At 68.8% G+C, this 19,940-nt stretch carries 16 protein-coding genes; 12 read left to right on the forward strand and 4 right to left on the reverse strand.

Annotated elements, in window-relative coordinates; genetic code table 11:
• Positions 1-75 precede the first annotated feature (75 nt).
• Both ACWENQ_RS34400 and arc read left to right on the forward strand, forming a co-directional pair.
• Complete coding sequence (locus ACWENQ_RS34400; RefSeq protein WP_354906988.1) at positions 76-924, forward strand: tRNA (adenine-N1)-methyltransferase; 849 nt, start codon at positions 76-78, stop codon at positions 922-924.
• A 204-nt stretch (positions 925-1,128) separates the two neighbouring features.
• A complete protein-coding gene (gene arc / locus ACWENQ_RS34405) occupies positions 1,129-2,892 on the forward strand; it encodes a proteasome ATPase (RefSeq protein WP_354906987.1) in 1,764 nt (587 codons plus the stop codon).
• A gap of 133 nt (positions 2,893-3,025) precedes the next feature.
• Here the strand turns inward: arc and ACWENQ_RS34410 are convergent, their stop codons facing one another.
• From ACWENQ_RS34410 to ACWENQ_RS34420, 3 genes are read right to left on the reverse strand one after another with little or no spacing between them, the layout of a single operon-like run.
• On the reverse strand, positions 3,026-4,381 hold the full coding sequence (locus ACWENQ_RS34410) for a family 2B encapsulin nanocompartment shell protein (protein WP_449925411.1): 1,356 nt from the start codon (positions 4,379-4,381) through the stop codon (positions 3,026-3,028).
• Positions 4,378-6,504, reverse strand: coding sequence for a terpene synthase family protein (locus ACWENQ_RS34415; protein ID WP_449925408.1), 2,127 nt, complete (start codon positions 6,502-6,504; stop codon positions 4,378-4,380). The genes ACWENQ_RS34410 and ACWENQ_RS34415 overlap by 4 nt, the downstream gene beginning before the upstream one ends.
• Complete coding sequence (locus ACWENQ_RS34420; RefSeq protein ID WP_452417941.1) at positions 6,504-7,874, reverse strand: family 2B encapsulin nanocompartment shell protein; 1,371 nt, start codon at positions 7,872-7,874, stop codon at positions 6,504-6,506. The genes ACWENQ_RS34415 and ACWENQ_RS34420 overlap by 1 nt, the downstream gene beginning before the upstream one ends.
• A gap of 131 nt (positions 7,875-8,005) precedes the next feature.
• On the opposite strand from ACWENQ_RS34420, the gene ACWENQ_RS34425 reads away from it, so the two are divergent.
• The 4 genes from ACWENQ_RS34425 to ACWENQ_RS34440 all read left to right on the forward strand — a co-directional run bounded on the left by ACWENQ_RS34425 (position 8,006) and on the right by ACWENQ_RS34440 (position 12,663).
• Positions 8,006-9,163 carry an acyltransferase family protein gene (locus ACWENQ_RS34425; protein ID WP_449925402.1) on the forward strand — a complete coding sequence of 386 codons (1,158 nt, stop codon included), beginning with the start codon at positions 8,006-8,008 and terminating at the stop codon, positions 9,161-9,163.
• A 97-nt stretch (positions 9,164-9,260) separates the two neighbouring features.
• Entirely contained in the window at positions 9,261-10,775 is a 1,515-nt protein-coding gene (gene dop, locus ACWENQ_RS34430) for a depupylase/deamidase Dop (protein WP_449925399.1), read from the forward strand.
• A 672-nt stretch (positions 10,776-11,447) separates the two neighbouring features.
• The gene (locus ACWENQ_RS34435) at positions 11,448-11,657 is read left to right on the forward strand and encodes a ubiquitin-like protein Pup (RefSeq protein WP_354906981.1); all 210 of its coding nucleotides are present in this window, start codon (positions 11,448-11,450) and stop codon (positions 11,655-11,657) included.
• A 22-nt stretch (positions 11,658-11,679) separates the two neighbouring features.
• On the forward strand, positions 11,680-12,663 hold the full coding sequence (locus ACWENQ_RS34440) for an endonuclease domain-containing protein (protein ID WP_449925395.1): 984 nt from the start codon (positions 11,680-11,682) through the stop codon (positions 12,661-12,663).
• 31 nt (positions 12,664-12,694) lie between these two features.
• Here ACWENQ_RS34440 and ACWENQ_RS34445 read toward each other — a convergent pair whose 3' ends face one another.
• A complete protein-coding gene (locus ACWENQ_RS34445; RefSeq protein ID WP_449925392.1) occupies positions 12,695-13,711 on the reverse strand; it encodes a DNA polymerase IV in 1,017 nt (338 codons plus the stop codon).
• 222 nt (positions 13,712-13,933) lie between these two features.
• On the opposite strand from ACWENQ_RS34445, the gene prcB reads away from it, so the two are divergent.
• The 6 genes from prcB (at position 13,934) to ACWENQ_RS34475 (ending at position 19,849) form a co-directional block, all read left to right on the forward strand.
• On the forward strand, positions 13,934-14,749 hold the full coding sequence (prcB, locus tag ACWENQ_RS34450) for a proteasome subunit beta (protein WP_354907171.1): 816 nt from the start codon (positions 13,934-13,936) through the stop codon (positions 14,747-14,749).
• Positions 14,750-14,770: 21 nt separating this feature from the next.
• Complete coding sequence (gene prcA, locus ACWENQ_RS34455) at positions 14,771-15,523, forward strand: proteasome subunit alpha (protein WP_449925811.1); 753 nt, start codon at positions 14,771-14,773, stop codon at positions 15,521-15,523.
• Positions 15,524-15,756: 233 nt separating this feature from the next.
• Positions 15,757-16,278 (forward strand): hypothetical protein, encoded by a 522-nt coding sequence (locus tag ACWENQ_RS34460; protein ID WP_452417942.1) that lies wholly within the window; start codon positions 15,757-15,759, stop codon positions 16,276-16,278.
• Positions 16,279-16,517: 239 nt separating this feature from the next.
• The gene (gene pafA, locus ACWENQ_RS34465; RefSeq protein ID WP_449925387.1) at positions 16,518-17,876 is read left to right on the forward strand and encodes a Pup--protein ligase; all 1,359 of its coding nucleotides are present in this window, start codon (positions 16,518-16,520) and stop codon (positions 17,874-17,876) included.
• A gap of 116 nt (positions 17,877-17,992) precedes the next feature.
• Positions 17,993-18,892 (forward strand): FKBP-type peptidyl-prolyl cis-trans isomerase, encoded by a 900-nt coding sequence (locus ACWENQ_RS34470; protein WP_449925384.1) that lies wholly within the window; start codon positions 17,993-17,995, stop codon positions 18,890-18,892.
• A gap of 63 nt (positions 18,893-18,955) precedes the next feature.
• The gene (locus tag ACWENQ_RS34475) at positions 18,956-19,849 is read left to right on the forward strand and encodes an FKBP-type peptidyl-prolyl cis-trans isomerase (protein WP_449925381.1); all 894 of its coding nucleotides are present in this window, start codon (positions 18,956-18,958) and stop codon (positions 19,847-19,849) included.
• Positions 19,850-19,940: the final 91 nt, after the last annotated feature.

The raw sequence follows: 19,940 nt of genomic DNA on the forward strand, positions 1-19,940 counted from the left end.
ACGGTCAAGAAGGGCCCAGATATAGGGGGTTGCGACAGGCCTAGCGACCCCCCGATTCGCCCTATCCTCATGCCCATGGGTTTTCGCAGGCACGGGCCGTTCCAGGTAGGGGATCAGGTGCAGCTCACCGACCCCAAGAACAAGCGCCACACGATCACGCTCAAGCAGGACGGGGTCTTCCACACGCACAAGGGGGCGATCCCGCACAGCGACCTGATCGGCCAGCCCGAAGGCTCGGTGGTGCGCTCCTCGGGCGGCACCCAGTATCTGGCCTTCCGCCACCTGCTGCAGGACTACACGCTGTCCATGCCGCGCGGCGCAGCCGTCATCTACCCCAAGGACGCCGCCCAGATCGTCGGCATGGCCGACATCTTCCCCGGGGCGCGCGTCATCGAGGCCGGTGTCGGCTCGGGCGCGCTGACCTGCTTCCTGCTGCGCGCCGTCGGCGCCGAGGGCAAGGTCACCTCCTACGAGCGGCGCCAGGAGTTCGCCGACGTCGCCCGCAAGAACGTCGAGAAGTTCTTCGGCGGGGAGATGGACAGCTGGCGCCTGGTCGTCGGCGACCTCAACGACTCCATCGACGAGAGCGACGTCGACCGGGTCATCCTCGACATGCTCGCCCCGTGGGAGTGCGTCGACGCGGTCGCCAAGGCCCTCACCCCCGGTGGCGTGATCTGCGTCTACGTCGCCACGACCACCCAGATGTCGAAGACGGTGGAAACCCTGCGGGAGCACGGGAGTTTCACCGAGCCCCACGCGTGGGAGACCCTGGTTCGCGACTGGCATGTCGAGGGACTCGCCGTCCGCCCAGATCACCGCATGATCGGGCACACCGGCTTCCTCGTCACCGCCCGCCGCATGGCGGACGGCGTCACGCCCCCGCCAAGGCGCAGACGACCGAAGGGGACCACCGAAGAACTATGACGATTTGGCCACGGCGGTGCCTTGGTGCGTGACACGGGAACAGATGACCGTGTTCATATGCTGGAACTACTAAACACGCCCGCGGGATTTATTCACCGAATACCGAATGTCACTCTACGAACACTTTCCGGCAAGGTAGCGGAAAGCCGGGAGATGGGTAAGGTCCCTAGTAGTCGCTCTCGACTGGGAAGGAGGTGACGGGGCGTGGCAGCTCGCGATGATGCAGAGGCTCGAGCCGCGCAGCGCGAACGGGAGGTCGCTGATCTTTCAACACAGGTCTCCTTCCTGCAGGAGGAGATCACCGCGCTGCGGAGGAAGCTGGCCGAGTCACCCCGTCAGGCCAGGGTCCTCGAGGAGCGTCTCCACGAGGCGCAGGCCAACCTTGCCGCGGTGACCAGCCAGAACGAACGGCTGGTCGCCACACTCAAGGAGGCCAGGGACCAGATCGTGGCTCTGAAGGAGGAGGTCGACCGGCTGGCCCAGCCGCCATCCGGCTTCGGCGTCTTCCTCGAGGCCAGAGAAGACGGCACGGTGGAGGTCTTCACCGGCGGCCGCAAGCTGCGGGTCAACGTCAGTCCCGCGGTCGATGTCGACATGCTCAGGCGTGGCCAGGAGGTCATGCTCAACGAGGCGCTCAACGTGGTCGAGGCGCTCGGCTACGAAGAGGTCGGCGAGATCGTGATGCTCAAGGAGCTGCTCGAAGACGGCGAGCGCGCCCTGGTCATCTCCCACGCCGACGAGGAGCGCGTCGTACGCCTGGCCGAATCGCTGCTCGGCCAGCCGGTGCGCGCCGGCGACTCCCTGCTGCTGGAGCCCCGCTCCGGCTACGTCTACGAGCGCATACCCAAGTCCGAAGTGGAAGAGCTGGTCCTCGAAGAGGTCCCCGACATCTCCTACGAGGAGATCGGCGGCCTCATGCGGCAGATCGAGCAGATCAGGGACGCCATCGAGCTGCCCTACCTGCACGCCGACCTGTTCCGCGAGCACAAGCTCCGCCCGCCCAAGGGCGTGCTGCTGTACGGCCCGCCCGGATGCGGCAAGACGCTCATCGCCAAGGCCGTCGCCAACTCCCTGGCCAAGCAGGTCGCGGAGAAGACCGGCCAGTCCGGCAAGAGCTTCTTCCTCAACATCAAGGGCCCGGAGCTCCTCAACAAGTACGTCGGCGAGACCGAGCGGCACATCCGCCTGGTCTTCCAGCGCGCACGGGAGAAGGCCTCCGAGGGCACCCCGGTGATCGTGTTCTTCGACGAGATGGACTCGATCTTCCGCACCCGAGGCTCGGGCGTCTCCTCCGACGTCGAGAACACCATCGTCCCGCAGCTGCTGTCGGAGATCGACGGCGTCGAGGGACTGGAGAACGTCATCGTCATCGGCGCCTCCAACCGCGAAGACATGATCGACCCGGCGATCCTGCGGCCAGGCCGCCTGGACGTCAAGATCAAGATCGAGCGGCCGGACGCCGAGGCGGCCAAGGACATCTTCTCCAAGTACCTCATCGCCGACCTCCCGCTGCACCCGGACGACCTGGCAGAGCACTCCGACTCCCGCGAGTCGACGATCGCGGGAATGATCCAGAGCGTCGTGGAGCGCATGTACTCCGAGAGCGAAGAGAACCGCTTCCTCGAGGTGACCTACGCCAACGGCGACAAGGAAGTCCTCTACTTCAAGGACTTCAACTCCGGCGCGATGATCCAGAACATCGTCGACCGGGGCAAGAAGATGGCCATCAAGCAGTTCCTCGAGTCCGGGCAGAAGGGCCTGCGGGTGCAGCACCTGCTGGCGGCCTGCGTGGACGAGTTCTCCGAGAACGAGGACCTGCCCAACACCACCAACCCCGACGACTGGGCCCGCATCTCCGGCAAGAAGGGCGAGCGGATCGTCTACATCCGCACGCTGGTCTCCGGCAAGCAGGGCACCGAGGCCGGCCGGTCGATCGACACGGTCGCCAACACCGGCCAGTACCTGTAAACGGTCCCACCGCCGAAGGGCCGCTCCCGCACCGGGAGCGGCCCTCCGCGTTTCCCGGGGCCGGATGACAGGGCCGCGGGAACACGTGTGGCGGGCCGCCGTCACGGCGACCCGCCACCCGCGTCCTACCCCGTCAGCCGACCTCGACGCTCTCCAGCACGCCGAGCGCGTCCGGCACCAGCACCGCGGCCGAGTGGTAGGCCGACACCAGGTACGACATCACCGCCCGGTCGCTGATGCCGGCCAGCCGCACCGACACCCCTGGCTCCCACTCGTCCGGCAGGCCCGTACGGCGCAGCCCCACCACGCCCTGGTCGTCCTGACCCAGGCGCATCGCCATGATCGAGGTCAGCCCCCGATCCGAGATCGGGATCTTGTCGCACGGCAGCACCGGCACACCCCGCCAGGCGATCACCGTCCCGCCCGGCACCTCCGCCGTCGACGGGTACACCCCGCGCGCGTTGCACTGCCTGCCGAAGGCCGCGATCGCCCGCGGATGCGCCAGGAAACAGTGCGTCTTGCGGCGCCGGGCCAGCAGATCGTCCAGATCGTCCGGCGTCGGAGGACCGGACCTGGTGTGCAGCCGCTGCCGCAGATCGGCGTTGTGCAACAGCCCGAACTCCCGGTTGTTGACCAGTTCGTGCTCCTGCCGCTCCCGCAGCGCCGCCACCGTCAACCGCACCTGCTGCTCCACCTGATCCATCGGATCGCTGTACAGGTCGGCCACCCTGGTGTGGATCCGCAGGACCGTCTGCGCCACACTCAGCTCGTACACCCGGGGCGCCAGGTCGTAGTCGACGAACGTGCCCGGCAGCAGCGCCTCGCCCACGTGCCCGGCCGACAGCGCCACCTCCGCCTCGCCGTGCCTGTTCTGCGGCCTGGCCGTACCCGAAGGCGCCAGATGCGCGGCCAGGCTGGGGGAGCGGTCCAGCAGCGCCCGCCACGCCGGGCCGGGCAGCGCCAGCACCGTGGCCGCCGTGACCGTCCGCACCGTGTACGGCCAGCCGGGCGAGCCGCCCGCCAGCAGCGCGTCGCCCAGATGGTCGCCGTCGGCCAGCCGGCCCAGCTCGGCCCGGCCGTCGTAGGCGCCCTGCACCGACGTGGCCAGCTTGCCGTGCGCCACCAGCAGCAGCTCCTCGACCGGCGCGCCCTCCTCGGCGATCACCTGCCCTGGCTCGTACTCCCGCTGCTCGAACAACGCCGCCAGCTCCGCCAGCACCTCGGCGTCGGCGAACCCCCGCAACGCGGGCAGCTCGCACAGCTCGCCGGGCACCACCCGCACGTCGGCGCCGGTCGAGACGAAACTCACCCGGCCGTCACCGACCCGGTAGGACAGGCGACGGTTGACCCGGAAGGCGCCACCCGTCACCTCGATCCACGGCAGCACCCGCAGCAGATGCCGCGGGGTGATCTCCTGCATGAACGGCACGGACTTGGTGGTCGTCGCCAGATTCCTGGCCGCCGCCGTGCTCAGGCTCAAGGCGGTCACGAGGCGACCCTCCCCAGCAGCGTCCCGATCCTGGTGCCGGCCGTGCCCAGCCCGGTCGGGCCGGCCACCCACCGGGTGCCCCTCAACGTCGGCTCGTCATAGCGCCTGCACTCCCGGTGCCAGCGCAGGATGGCCGCCATCCAGTCCTGCAGCTCGACCACGTACGCGGCCACCGACGCCCGCACGTCCGCATCGGCGTCGACTCCGTCGAGCAGCGCCGGCAGATCCACCTCGGCCGCCTTCTGGAACTGCCGCATCCTGGCCGCCATCAGCGAGCCCACCAGTTCGGCAGCCCTGGGCGCGTCGCAGTCGAAGAACGTCTGCATCACCAGCACCATGTTGTGCAGCTCGCCCTCGAACTCGATCTCCTTCTGGTAGGAGAACAGGTCGTTGAGCAGGCAGGCGTAGTCCTGCGCCGCGTCGACCAGCGCCGTCATCGGCCGCGACCCCCACACCCGCGCGGGGATCGAGCGCCCAGGCTCCAGCCGCGCCAGCGCCATCGTCATGTCCGAACCGAACGTCCTGCGCCGCATCTCCAGGTAGTCGACCGGATCGGGCACCCGGTTCTGGATGTGGTTGGCCAGCTCCCACACCCAGCTGTCGGTCATCCGCTCGACCGCCGACCTGAACTCCGCCCGCTGGTCCGGCGCCATCGGCTCGGCCGTACGGAGCCACAGATCGGCCAGGCCACGCTCCACCGGATTGGCCGCCACCGCCGTCACCACCAGATCCAGCGGCATGAACGCCGACAGGCGCCGGTTGAACGCCTTGGCCCCCACGAAGTCCTTCGACCGGCCGAACACCGCCGGCAGGTAGTCGTCGCCGTAGGTGCCCCAGCTCAGCCAGTCGGTCGCCAGCACCAGCGCCTCCAGGCCCGCGTCCGGATCGATGCCCGCCGCGCACAACGCCAGGTCGTAGCCGTCGTGACCGGCCCGGTCCCACACCAGCGTGTAGAAGCCCATCGCCTCGGCGAAGTCGAGCGTCGCCCGGCGCGCCGCCTCCAGGTGCGGGTTGTCCCGCACCGCGAACGGCATGGGGATCTCCGGCAGCGGCAGCGGACCCACCCGCTGGTACGGCACGTGCACGTGGTTGCGCAGCCCGCCCGGCCCCATGACATGGCGCGGCGAGACGCGCAACCCCGTCCGGCCACCGCCGTTCATGTACCGGTTGGAGCGCATGTGCCACTCGTGGCCGCCCGACTGCCAGTCCTGCAGCCCCCGCGCGTAACGCAGCACCGCCTCCTGCTCGTGCGGCAGCAGCGCCTGCTCGGCGAACAGCACCGGCAGCTCGGTGAACGTCGTGTGCTCGAACACGTGCAGGCGAGAGGTCAGCAGATCATTGGTGATCTCCGCCGCCTTCTGCGTGTCACAGCCGAGGAAGCGCTCCACCACCAGCACGCAGTTGGACAGCTCGCCCTCCTCCTCCACCTCACGCTGGTAGGAGAACAGGTCGTTGCGCAGGTGCACCGCGTCCGCGAACGTCTCCGTCAGCACCCTGACCGGACGGCTGCCCGCCACCCGCTCCGGCACCTCCGCGCCCACCGCGTGCTCGACCAGGCACGCCGACCACGGAGCGCCGCCCACCTTGCGGCGCTCCTCGATGTACTCGATCGGGTTGGAGACCTGGCCGTCCTCGATGTGGAACAGCTCCCACATCGACTCCTGCATCAGCTCGTGGTTGGCCCTGGTGAAGCGCTCCCGCCACCGGTCCGACATGCCGGGCACGGTACGCGCCCACAGATCCCGCAACCCCTTCTCCGCCGGGTTGGACGGCTCCGGCGGATCGTCGGTCATGAACAGATCGAGCCGATCCAGATACGCCTGGGCGCCCGCCACGTCCCTCGTCCGCTTGAAGATCTCCAGGAAGTGGTCGTCGAAGAAGAACACCCACACGTACCAGTCGGTGACCAGGTCCAGCTCTTCGGCGTCGCACTCCGGATGGGTGTAGGCGCACAGCAGGCCGTAGTCCATGCCGTCGAACCTGCGCTCCTCCCAGATCTCCGGATCGTCCAGCATGCCCATCTCCCGCGCCCACTCCTTGGTGTGGACGCGGGCCGACTCGACATGCGGATTCAGCCTGGCCGGATACGGGCAGTAGAAGTCGGGCAGCTCGAAGGGCCCCATCAGCCGACTTCGACGCTTTCCAGGATGCCCAGCGCGTCGGGCACCAGCACCGCCGCCGAGTAGTACGTCGTCACCAGGTAGGAGATGACCGCCTGGTCGTTGATGCCCATGAACCGCACCGACAGGCCCGGCTGGTACTCGTCCGGCAGACCCGTCCGGTGCAGGCCGATCACGCCCTGGTTCGCCTCGCCCAGCCGCATCGCCATGATCGAGGTGACGCCCCTGTCGCTCACCGGGATCTTGTTACAGGGCAGCACCGGAATGCCCCGCCAGGCCGGCACGCTCTGCCCCCCGTACTCGGTGTTGGCCGGGTACAGGCCACGGGCGTTGCACTCGCGGGCGAAGGCCGCGATCGCCCGCGGATGGGCCAGGAAGACCGCCGGGTCCTTCCACACCTTGGCCAGCAGCTCGTCCATGTCGTCCGGCGTCGGCGGGCCGCTGCGCGTGTGGACGCGCTGCTTCAGGTCGGCGTTGTGCAGCAGGCCGAACTCCCTGTTGTTGACCAGCTCGTCCTCCTGCCGCTCCCGCAACGCCTCGATGGTCAGCCGCAGCTGCTGCTCGGTCTGGTTCATCGGCTCGTTGTACAGATCGGCCACCCGCGTGTGCACCCGCAGGATCGTCTGCGCCACGCTCAGCTCGTACTGCCTGGGCGCCAGCTCGTAGTCGACGAACGTGCCCGGCAGCCGCGGCTCGCCCACATGGCCGGCCGCCAGCGCGATGGCCGCCTCACCGTGGGCGTTCTGCTCGTGCCCGTCGCTGCTCGCCACGCTCTCCAGCCGCTCGCGCAACGGCTCCCACAGCGCCCTGACCTCGGCCAGCGCCTGGGCCGACAGCGTCAGCACCGTGCACGCCGTCACCGCCGTCGCCGTGTAGTCCCACTGGCCGTCCTGGGAGACCAGGACCTCCTCGCCCAGGTAGTCGCCGTCGGCCAGCACCCCCAGCACCGTCTCGTGGTCGTAGGCGCCCGGCGCGACCTTGCGGACCTTGCCGTGGGCGATCAGCACGACCGCGTCGCGCGGACGGCCCGCCTCCACGATCGTCTCGCCCGGCTCCACCTCCCGCTGGGTGAAGCGGCCCGCCAGCGCCGCCAGCGCGTCGTGGTCGTCGAAGCCGCGCAGCGCGGGCAGCTCGGTCAGCTCGCCGGGGATGACGCGGATGCTCGCCCCCGTCGAGGTGAAGGTCACCCGCCCGTCTCCCACCGCGTACGTCAGCCGCCTGTTGACCCGGTAGACGCCGCCGATCGCCTGCACCCACGGCAGCGCCCGCAGCAGGTGCCGCGAGGTGATCTCCTGCATCTGCGGCACCGACTTGGTCGTCGTCGCCAGGTTGCGTGCCGCCGCTGTACTGAGGCTGAGCTGGTCGTCGGTCATTCCCTCACCTGTTCGCTCGGAGATGTGGCCACGTAAAGTTATCTACTGAACACGCAAAGTAAAACCCTGTTGGCAGCAAAGTCTCAGGGGACACATGGAACCCAACCGTCACAAGATCGCGTCAAAGGGGCGTGCGCAGACGACCAATGGCCGCGAGGCCCGCTCATCCGGGCGGCAGGCTCGCGGAACTCGACCTCCTCCGCTTCATCGCCGCCATGGCCGTCCTCGCCTTCCACTTCTTCGTCGCCTTCGCCTCCGTCTGGGGACAGCGGCCCTCGACGCTCTTCCCCTGGATCGCTCCCGTGGCCGGCCTCGGCATCCTCGGCGTCGAACTGTTCTTCGTCATCAGCGGCTTCGTCATCCTCATGACCGTGTGGGGGCGCGGGCTCGGCGCGTTCGCCTGGTCCAGGTTCGTCCGGCTGTACCCGGCCTACTGGGTCAGCCTGGCCGCCGTCGCGCTGGTGTACGGCGTGCTCGCCGCCAAGCCCCTCGACCCGAAGCTGTCGGTCTCCGGCTACCTGGTCAACGCCACCATGCTCCAGCGCCTGTTCGACGTGACCGACGCCATGGGGGTCTACTGGTCACTGTGGGCCGAGCTGCGCTTCTACCTGCTCATCTCGGTCGTGGTGATCGTCGGCGTCACCTACCGGCGGATCCTGGTCTTCATGAGCGTCTGGCTCGCCGCCGCCCTGGCGCTCGTCGTCCCCCGCTGGTTCGGCCTCGAGGCGGCCCTGCTCGACAACGAGATCCTCACCGAGACCGTCATGCCCGCCTACGCCGGATACTTCGTCGCCGGCATGGCCCTCTACCTCATCCACCGGCACGGCTCGGCCTGGCTGCCCTGGCTGCTGTTCGGCCTGTCATGGGTCCTGGCCATCGACTCGGCCATCGGCCGCGTCGCCAGGCGCATCGAGGCGGCGGGCTTCGCGGCCATGCCCGTCACCGAGACGGGCGTGGTCTTCACCATCACGCTGATCTTCGCCGTCATGGCCATGGTCGCGCTCGGCTACTTCCGCATGCCGTCCTCGCCCGTCCTGACCGCGCTCGGCGGCACCACCTACCCGCTCTACCTCTTCCACAGCGTCGTGGCCGTCGCCCTCATCCCGCCCCTCGTCGGCACCATGCCCGCATGGGCGCTGGGCGCGCTCGCCACCTTCATCACCCTCCTCTTGTCGTATCTTGTCTATTCCTGTGCCGAACGTCCTATTCAGCGGCTTCTGCGGCCACGCCGCACCCCGCAAAGCCCGCCAATGCCCGCCGTACGGGTGGAAAAGGCGTCGGTGCCATAACTCTGTGGCCCTGAGGGACTGTGAAGGGCATAGGCTCGGGCATATAAACGGCGGATAGACAGACCGGACTCTGTAGGCCGGACCACGAGAGGTGCGCATGACGGTGCGTCGGGTGATGGGCATCGAGACCGAGTACGGGATCTCCGTACCCGGCCAGCCGGGCGCCAACGCGATGGTGACCTCCTCCCAGGTCGTGAACGCCTACCTGGCCGCCTCGGCCGCCAGGGCGCGCAGGGCGCGCTGGGACTTCGAGGAGGAGAACCCGCTCCGCGACGCCCGCGGCTTCGACCTCGCCCGCGAGGTCGCCGACCCCAGCCAGCTGACCGACGAGGACCTCGGCCTGGCCAACGTCATCCTCACCAACGGCGCCCGCCTCTACGTCGACCACGCCCACCCCGAGTACTCCACGCCCGAGGTCACCAACCCGCGCGCCGCCGTCATCTGGGACAAGGCAGGCGAAAGGGTCATGTACGACGCCACCATGCGCGCCTCGTCCATCCCCACCAACGCCCCCATCCAGCTCTACAAGAACAACACCGACGCCAAGGGCGCCTCCTACGGCTGCCACGAGAACTACCTCATGCGGCGCGCCACCCCCTTCGCCGACATCGTCCGCCACCTGACCCCCTTCTTCGTCTCCCGGCAGGTCGTCGTCGGCGCCGGCAAGGTCGGCATCGGGCAGGACTCCCGCGGCGAAGGCTTCCAGATCAGCCAGCGCGCCGACTTCTTCGAGGTCGAGGTCGGGCTGGAGACCACGCTCAAGCGGCCCATCATCAACACCCGCGACGAGCCGCACGCCGACCCGGAGAAGTACCGCAGGCTCCACGTCATCATCGGCGACGCCAACATGTCGGAAATTTCGACATATCTGAAGCTCGGGACCACGGCCCTCGTCCTCGCCATGATCGAGGACAACTTCCTCACCCGCGACCTCGCCGTCGAAAACCCCGTCCAGGCCCTGCGCGCCGTCTCCCACGACCCCACCTGCCGCTACGAGATCCCCATGCGCGACGGGCGCAAGCTCACCGCCATCCAGCTGCAGATGGAATACCTCGAACAGGCCCGCAAGTACGTCGAGGAACGCGGCACCGCCACCGAGGAGATGAACAAGGACATCCTCGACCGCTGGGAATCCGTCCTCACCCGCCTGGCCGAAGACCCCATGCAGCTCGCCCGCGAACTCGACTGGGTCGCCAAGCTCGAACTCCTCGAGGGCTACCGCACCCGCGACGGCCTCGCCTGGTCCCACCCCAGACTCCAGCTCGTCGACCTCCAGTACTCCGACATCAGGCCCGACCGCGGCCTCTACAACCGCCTCGTCGCCCGCGGACGCATGCAGCGCCTCGTCACCGAGGAACAGGTCCAGCGCGCCGTCGAGAACCCGCCCACCGACACCCGCGCCTACTTCCGCGGCCGCTGCCTGCGCCAGTACAGCGAATCCGTCGCCGCCGCCTCCTGGGACTCCGTCATCTTCGACATCCCGGGCCGCGAATCCCTTCAGCGCGTGCCCACCCTCGAGCCGCTGCGCGGCACCAAGAGCCACGTCGGCGAGCTCTTCGACCGCTGCCGCACCGCCGCCGACCTCGTCGCCGCCCTCACCGGGAGCGAATGATCCAGCGCCGCCCCCGGCCGTCCCGGCAGGGTGGAGGTTCACCTGGGAGGCCTGCCGTATCTCCGCCCATTCCGGCGGCCCCTGGTGGTCCCTGGAAGGGTGGGGCTCACCCGGGAGGCTTGCTGTATCTCCACCCATCCCCGGCGGCCCTGGTGGTCCCTGGAGGGGTCTCCAGGGAGGTCCCACCCACGCCGGTCAGGCCGGCCAGCGTGGATGGCCGGACGTGCGCGCCCACCGCGTCCCAGAGGCGCCGAGGGGCCGAACCAGAGCAGGGGGTCGAGGTGTTGCCACGGGCGAAGCCGCGTCGGTCGCGTGTGGCCAGGCCCGGCGGTTCCCGGGCGGATCGTCGCGGGGTGGGCGGCGCAGGTGGGGAGGGGAGGCGCGTTGCCCCTGTCCACGGTGATCGCCGAACGGGCGCCGTCGCGGCGCGCCACCACGCGCCCCGAGAAGCGCACGGAGGACCACGGCGGCGCACGACGGCGGTCGGCGCCCTCCCGTGCGGAGCCGTACGGGCCGGATCGGCCGCGGACGGCGCCCCTGCGGCTCCAGTAGCGAGATGCCCAGATTCATCCCAGTCAACAGTTCACGAAGATCGCCGGACTCGGCGCGCGAAATGTCGCCCGGTTCGGGGAAGATAGCCAGTAGAGGCAGTCCCCCAAGCGGAGGAAGATCATGGCGAACAGGGACACCGGCGGTCAGAAGCAGACTGGTCGTCGCGAGACCGAGGTCGAGGAGACCGAGGCCTCGGCGGCCGGCGATGTGCAGGAGCGCCAGGAGAAGCTGACCGACGACGTCGACGCGATTCTGGACGAAATCGACGAAGTTCTCGAAGAGAACGCAGAGGAATTCGTGCGCAGCTACGTACAAAAGGGCGGGGAGTAGGGCAAAGCGGACACCGAGAGGGGTGGAAGTGCCCGACGGGGGTAAGCGGTGCCCGGATTGTGGTGAGACCAAGGCGGTCTCCGAGTTCGGGCTCAACAAGCGCATGGCCGACGGCCTCGCGCGGTACTGCAAAGCCTGCTTTCGGGCGAAATATGCCAAGAGTTATCGCAAGCGCAAGGCTGCGCAGGGCAAGGCTGTGCGCGAGCGGGTCGAGGTCCCCGAAGGGCACAAACGGTGCCCGCGGTGTGAGCAGATCAAAGAAGTGGCTGAGTTCGGACGGAACCGATCGGAGAAGTCGGGACTGACCGCCTACTGCAAGCCGTGTCACACGCAGACCATGCGTGAGATCAAGATCAAGAACTACGGCAGCGAGAGGAACTATCACCTCAAGCGCCGCTACGGCATCACCGAGGACGACTACGAGCGGATGCTCGCCCGGCAGGGCGGGCTCTGCGCCATCTGTCAGGTGGTGCCGGGCACGCACGTCGACCACTGCCACGCGAGCGGCCTGGTGCGCGGCGTGCTGTGCTTCAACTGCAACAACGCGCTGGGTCACTTCCAGGACGACGTCGTGCTCATGGAGGTGGCGGCGCACTATCTCGACGGGGTGGTGCTCTGGCCGGATTTCGTGATCCCGCCCGAGCGCGGGAGCGGGCCGGTGGCGCCGACGCGGACCTATCACCTGTCGCGGCGCTACGGGATGCGCCATGAGGACGTGGAGCGGATGATCGGCGACCAGCACGGGTTGTGCGCGGTCTGCTGGGATCGCCCGCCGGAGCATGTGGATCACTGTCATCGCTCGGGTGCGGTGCGGTTCGCGTTGTGCCTGCCGTGCAATACGGGGATCGGCCAGTTCAGGGATGACGCGACGGTCGTGTGGCGGGCGGTCGCGTATCTGGAGGCGACCTTCGTGGAGTGGGAGCTCGACGAGGAGGAACTGGAGGAGTTGGCTCGCCTGGAGGACGCGCGGTGGTCGGAGTTCCTGTCGCGGGCGGTGCCGGTCTAGCGGCGGGGTCGCGGGCCGGTTCGGTTCGGTTCTAGGCGTATTCGACGGAGACGCCGAGGAGGCGGACGGGGCGGTCGTGCGGGAAGCGGCCGAAGATCGTGTGGGCGGTCTGTTCGATGGTGTCCGCGTCGAGGGTGGGCTCGGGGAGTTTGGCCTGCTTGGTGTGGGTGGTGAAGGGGGAGAAGCGGACCTTCACCGTGACGCGGATGACGGGGCGGCCGTCGGTCTCGCCGGCCAGGCGGCGGGCGAGGGTGGTGATGTGGTCGCGCATGGCGGCCGGGTCGGTGAGGTCGCGGGTGAAGGTGGTCTCGTGGCTGTGGCCGCGCGGGACCCAGGGGGTGCTGGTGACGGTGGTCTCGCCCTTGCCGAGGGCGAGGTAGCGCAGCCAGGGGCCGTTGGTGGGCCCGAAGTGGGCGGCCAGGTGGGCGGGGTCGGCGGCGGCGAGCTGGGCGACGGTGTGGAGGCCGAGGTCGGCGAGTTTCCGGCCGGTTTTGGGGCCGATTCCCCAGAGGGCGGTGGTGGGGCGCTCGCCCATGGTGGTGTGCCAGGTGTCGGTGGTGAGCCGTGAGACGCCTGCCGGCTTGTGGGCCTGGGCGGCGAGTTTGGCCTGGTGCTTGTTGTCGCCGATGCCGATGGAGCAGGTGAGTCCGGTGGCGTCGGTGACGGCGTGCTGGATGTCCCGGGCGAGCGTTTCGGGGTCGTCGGTGGTGGCGCCGAGGAAGGCCTCGTCGAGGCCCCAGACTTCGACGGTGACGGGGAAGGTGCGCAGGACGGCCATGACGGCGGCGCTGGCGGCTTCGTAGGCGGGTGGGTCGGTGGGCAGGTAGACGGCGTCGGGGCAGCGTCTGTGGGCGGTGCGCATGGGGATGCCGGAGTGCACGCCGTACTGGCGGGCCTCGTAGGAGGCGGTGGCGACGACGGTGCGGGGGGTGGTGGGGTCGCCGTTGCCGCCGATGACGACCGGGCGGCCGTGGAGTTCTGGGTTGCGCAGGATCTCGACGGCGGCCATGAAGGCGTCGAGGTCGACGTGGAGCACCCAGTCCCGCATGGGGTCCAGTATGACCGGGGGCGGTGGGGCGGGCCTCGGGTGTCGTGGGGAGGGCCGGTGCCGGCGGGGGTGTCGTCGTTGTGGCGGGCGGCAGATGGTTCGCGCTGAGCTGATCGTGGGAAGTGCATGCAACAGCACAACATGAGTAGGGTCTGGCCTAAGGACACTGAGGTTTTTGGAGGGAGTCGCGTGGCACCGCACAGGGATCTGCCCGCCGGCTTGATGAGCCAGCTCTTCGTGAACAACGGAAGTTCCTCGTTCTCCGAGTTCGTCGGCAGGCATGCTCCTGACCTGCTGCCGACGCGCGCACAGACGCTGGCCACGCCGATCGGTGACCAGGTTCCGCACGCGACCACGATCGTCGCCGCGACCTGCGCCGGCGGGGTGGTGATGGCCGGTGACCGCCGGGCCACGTCGGGAAACGTGATCTCGCAGCGCGACATCCAGAAGGTGTTCAGGACCGACGACTATTCCTGCATGGGGATCGCGGGTACGGCCAGCACGGGCATCGAGATGGCCAGGCTGTACCGGGTGGAGCTGGAGCACTACGAGAAGATGGAGGGTCGCACGCTGTCGGTGGCCGGTAAGGCCAACAGGCTGGCGACGATGATCCGCGGCAACCTGGCGATGGCGATGCAGGGCCTGGTGGTGGTGCCGCTGTTCGCCGCCTACGACGAGCAGCGGGACGCGGGGCGGATCTTCGGCTACGACGTGGCGGGCGGCCCGTACGAGCGGGACAGGTTCGACGCGATCGGCTCGGGTTCGATCTTCGCGCGTGGTGCGTTGAAGAAGCTGTACCGGGACAACGCGTCGGCCGACGACATCGTGATGGCGACGATCCAGGCGTTGTACGACGCCGCGGACGACGACTCGGCCACCGGTGGGCCGGATGTGACCAGGAAGATCTGGCCCGTGGTCGCGGTCGTCGACGCCGACGGTTTCCGTCGCCTGAGTGACGACGAGGTCGCCGCCGTGGTCGAGCGGATGCTCGCGGAGCGGATGATCTCCCCTGACGGTCCCATCGCCCCGCTGTCCTAGAAAGGACCTCCCGACATGTCCATGCCTTTTGGATATGCGTCGCCCGAGCAGATCATGCGCGACAAGGCGGACTACGCGCGTAAGGGCATCGCGCGTGGCCGCAGCGTGGTGGTGCTGCAGTATGTCGACGGCATCCTGTTCGTGGCGCCGAATCCTTCGCGTGCGCTGCACAAGGTGAGCGAGATCTATGACCGGATCGGGTTCGCCGCGGTCGGCCGCTACAACGAGTTCGAGGAGTTGCGGCTGGGCGGCATCCGTTATGCCGACATCAACGGCTACACCTATGACCGTTCCGATGTGACGGGTCGTGGGCTGGCCAACCTGTACGCCTCCAACCTGGGCCGGATCTTCACCGAGTCGATCAAGTCGCTCGAGGTGGAGGTGGTGGTGGCCGAGGTGGGCGACACGCCCGACGGTGATGCGATCTACCGGTTGACCTTCGACGGTTCGGTGTTCGACGAGCACGGTTTCGCCGCGATGGGCGGTCAGGCGGAGGCGGTGGCGACCCGGCTGAAGGAGCGTTACAAGGAGGGCATGCCGCTGGCCGAGGCGCTGGAGGTGGCGCTGGCGGCGCTGACGGAGCCGGGCGGTGAGCGGCCGCCGGCGGGTCAGCTGGAGGTGGCGGTGCTCGACCGTAACCGGGAGCACCGCAAGTTCCTGCGGCTGACGGGGCGGCGGCTGGAGCGGTTGCTGCAGGAGGCGCCCGCGGCCGCGCCGCCGGCCGAGGCTCCGCCGACGGCGCCGGAGGCCGGGGCCGACGACGGCACCGAGTAGCCGCCGGCGGGCGCGTGGCGCCCGTTCGTGACAGTTCTGTACGGCAAGCCGCACCACGGCCACCGGGGTCACCGGTGGCCGTCGGTCTTTTCACGCCACTGTGGCGGGACTTCGGCCGGGCGCGGTGACGTCGCCCGGCCATCCGGCTAAACCTGCCGGGCGTCGATGTGATGGGGATCACACGATCTTTCGAGAACCGGGACCCCGCGTTCTGGATCAAAGCCGATGTGAAGATGACATTCCTCGCGGCCGGTGTGGTCGCGGCCGCCTGTTCGCTGGCCCTGACGTCGGGGGCGGCGCAGGCGGCGACCGGCGCCGTCCCGAAGTTCGAGCAGCCGGAGACCTTCGGTACGAGCTTCCAGGCCGATCCGGGCCACGACTTCACCAAGGGCCTCCACCCCAGGCGTGACGGGATCCTCCGGGGCTGGATCACCCACGTCCGCAAGGACGGCACCGCCGAGTACGCGCCGATCAAGTGGAAGAGGGACAAGTACACCGAGGGGTACTTCGTCGGCCCGCCGGAGGGCGATGTGACGGCCTATGCCTCGCCGATCGCCAAGAAGGTGGTCTACCTCAGCGCCTTCGGGTGCAGTTCGCGCCAGTCGGCCATGACGGTCGACCGCAGGACGGGGCTGGGCAGCAAGAGCTGCTCGCGTTCCGTGCTGATGAAGCGGGCGGCCAAGCAGCAGACCCCCTCGCTGATCACGGTCTACAAGGGGCAGATCGTGAAGGTGCAGGAGATCTACACGCCGTGAGCGAGGTGGGACCGTCCGCGGGGGCGGCGGTCCCGCACCGCACTCCGGTGTTCGTTCGCGGGGCCGTCCGGTTGTCCGGGCGGTCCCGCACGCTGTTCCCAGGGTGCGGGGAGGTCGCGTGCCGTACCCGGGGATTCGGGGCCGCGGCGCGGGCTCGAGGGGCGCGCGCGCGGTTGAAAGAAAATCGAAACACGCGAAGATCTCTCCCGCTGGCGATTTCGGGGAACTAGTGTGAGGTGATGGATCGTCGCATCTTCGGGCTGGAGAACGAGTACGGCGTGACCTGCACGTTCAGGGGGCAGCGCAGGCTGTCGCCGGACGAGGTCGCCCGCTATCTGTTCCGCCGGGTCGTCTCCTGGGGCCGATCGAGCAATGTCTTCCTCCGCAACGGCGCGCGTCTGTATCTCGACGTGGGCAGCCACCCCGAATACGCAACACCAGAGTGTGACAACGTCATCGAGCTCGTCACCCACGACAAGGCGGGCGAGCGGATCCTCGAGGGGCTGCTGGTCGACGCCGAGAAGCGGCTGCGTGAAGAGGGCATCGCCGGTGACATCTACCTGTTCAAGAACAACACCGATTCGGCGGGCAACTCCTACGGTTGCCACGAGAACTATCTGGTCGGCCGGCACGGCGAGTTCGGCCGCCTGGCCGACGTGCTGATCCCGTTCCTGGTCACCCGGCAGATCATCTGCGGCGCCGGCAAGGTGCTGCAGACGCCGCGCGGCGCGGTCTACTGCGTCTCGCAGCGGGCCGAGCACATCTGGGAGGGCGTCTCCAGCGCCACGACCCGGTCCAGGCCGATCATCAACACGCGTGACGAGCCGCACGCCGACGCCGAGCGTTTCCGCAGGCTGCACGTCATCGTCGGCGACTCGAACATGAGCGAGGCGACGATGCTGCTGAAGGTCGGCGCCACCGATCTGGTGCTGCGGATGATCGAGGCGGGCACGGTCATGCGCGACCTGTCGCTGGAGAACCCGATCAGGGCGATCAGGGAGGTCTCCCACGACATGACGGGCCGGCGCAGGGTCCGCCTGGCCAACGGCAGGGAGGCCTCCAGCCTGGAGATCCAGCAGGAGTATCTGACCAAGGCGAAGGACTTCGTCGACCGGCGCGGCGGTGATCCCATCGCGCGCAGGGTGCTGGAGCTGTGGGAGCGCACGCTGCAGGCGGTCGAGACGGGCAATCTCGACCTGGTCTCGCGGGAGATCGACTGGGTGACGAAGTACCAGCTCATCGAGCGCTATCGGAAGAAGTACGACCTGCCGCTGTCCAGCCCGCGGGTGGCCCAGCTCGACCTGGCCTACCACGACGTGCACCGGCGGCGCGGGCTGTACTACCTGCTGCAGAAGCGCGGCGCGGTCGAGCGGGTGGCCTCCGATCTGAAGATCTTCGAGGCCAAGTCGGTGCCGCCGCAGACGACCAGGGCGCGCCTGCGGGGTGAGTTCATCCGCAAGGCGCAGGAGAAGCGGCGCGACTTCACCGTCGACTGGGTGCATCTCAAGCTGAACGACCAGGCGCAGCGCACGGTGCTGTGCAAGGATCCGTTCCGCAGCGTCGACGAGAGGGTGGACAAGCTGATCGCCGGAATGTAGCGCTGCTTTTGCCGTTTCCTTATCGGGGTCGTACGCGCTCTTCGGATAAGGTGGCGCGGACCTGTCCGACTCTCCTGGGGAACTCGATGCGCCGCCGCCTGGCCGTACTAGCAGCAGTGCCTTTGATCTTCGCCGCCGCGTGCGGCTCGCAGCAGACCGGCGGTGAAGCCGCCGCGGGGCCGAAGGTCACCGGGACCGTGGGCGCCAAACCCACGGTGACCTTCCCTGAGGGGAATCCGGCCAGCAAGTCGTCGCTGGAGGTGCTCAGCCCGGGCTCCGGCGCCGGCGTGGCGATGGGCGACACGGTGTTCGTGAACCTGTCGGTCTGGAGCTGGGACGGCAAGCAGAACACGCTCGAGGGCTCGACCTACGACACCAAGAAGACCGAGCCGATCACCGTCAACGCCCAGATGCCGAAGGTGATGATCGACGGCTTCGGCAAGACGAAGCTGGGCGGCCGGTTCATGACGGTCGTGGCCAACGACAGTTACACCCAGCAGGAGCTGGCGCAGGCCAAGCAGAACGGCATGGACACCTCCAAGCCGCGGGTGTTCGTCTTCGACCTGATCTCCACGCTGCCGAAGGCGGCCAACGGCACGGCCACCGACCCGGGCGTCAAGGGTGTGACGGTGGAGAGCCCCGGCGGTGACAAGGCTCCCACGCTGACGACCAAGACCGCGGCCAAGCCGCCGGCCAAGCTGGTCAAGGAGACGGTGATCGAGGGCACCGGGCCCGCGGTGAAGAAGGGCCAGTCGGTCGTGGTCCACTACACCGGCAAGCTGTGGGGCACCGACAAGCAGTTCGACTCCAGTTGGAGCCGGGAGCCGTTCACCGTGCAGGGGGTCGGCAGCGGCCAGGTCATCAAGGGCTGGGACCAGTCGCTGGAGGGCGCCAAGGTCGGCAGCCGCCTGCTGCTGGTGATCCCGCCGAACCTGGGCTACGGCGACACGCCCTCCGGTGAGATCCCGGCGGGCAGCACGCTGGTGTTCGTCGTCGACGTTCTGGGCGCTTACTGACGCGAAATCTGATAAACCAGTGGCCTGCCCCCGAAGGCCGCTGGTTCATCAGGGAGGACGTCCGTGCGCCTGCTCCTGCTGCTGGTCCCGCTGGCGCTGCTGACCGCCTGCACGGGCGTGTCCTCCGGTGACGATCTGGATCTCAAGGTGGGCGGCGAGTTCGGCCGCAAGCCGACGATCGTCTTCCCCGCGGGCAAGCCGTCGGCCGAGTTGCAGATCGACGAGCTGAGCGCGGGCAAGGGCGCGAAGCTGGCCAAGGACGACGTGGCGATCGTGCAGTACACGGCGCACGTCTGGGACGGCAGGGAGAACCGCCTGGTCGACTCCAGCTTCAACCGCGGCACGCCCGCCGCCTTCCCGGTGGGCCGGCTGCTGCCCGGCCTGGACAAGGCGCTGCAGGGGCGTGCCGTCGGCAGCAGGGTGATCGCCTCCATCCCGCCGGCCGAGGGGTTCGGCGCCAACCCGCCGCAGGGCATCGGCCCCGACGACGACCTGTTCTACGTGGTCGACATTCTCGGCGCGCACGCCAGGAACGCCCACGCCTCGGGCGCGGGCACGCTGGCCGGGGTCAGGGTGAGCGGGGGTGAGCGGCCGCGGCTGTCGATCCCGTCCGGTGTCGCGCCGCCGCGCGCGTTCGCGGCCAGGGTGCTCGAGCGCGGTGACGGGCCGAAGACGCGGGCCGGCCAGCTGCTGGTGACGCAGCACGAGGGCGCGGTGTGGGCCGGTGGCAAGGTCTTCGACTCCACCTGGAAGTCGGGCCAGCCGAAGGCGTTCACGATCGGCGAGGGCCGGGTCATCAAGGGGTGGGACCGGGCGCTGGTGGGGGTGCCGACCGGCAGCAGGGTGCTGATGATCGTCCCGCCGTCCTCGGGCTACGGCGCGACGGGGCATCCCCAGTTCGGCATCACCGGCGCCGACACGCTGGTGTTCGTCGTCGACGTCCTGGCCGCCTACTAGATGATTGATTCCAAGGGCTGAGGATTCCGAGTCTGGCTGCGAACATGCAGCGAGGGTGTCCAAGATCCGTGTGTGACGACAGAACTGAACA

Source organism: Nonomuraea sp. NPDC004354 (genome assembly GCF_053602555.1).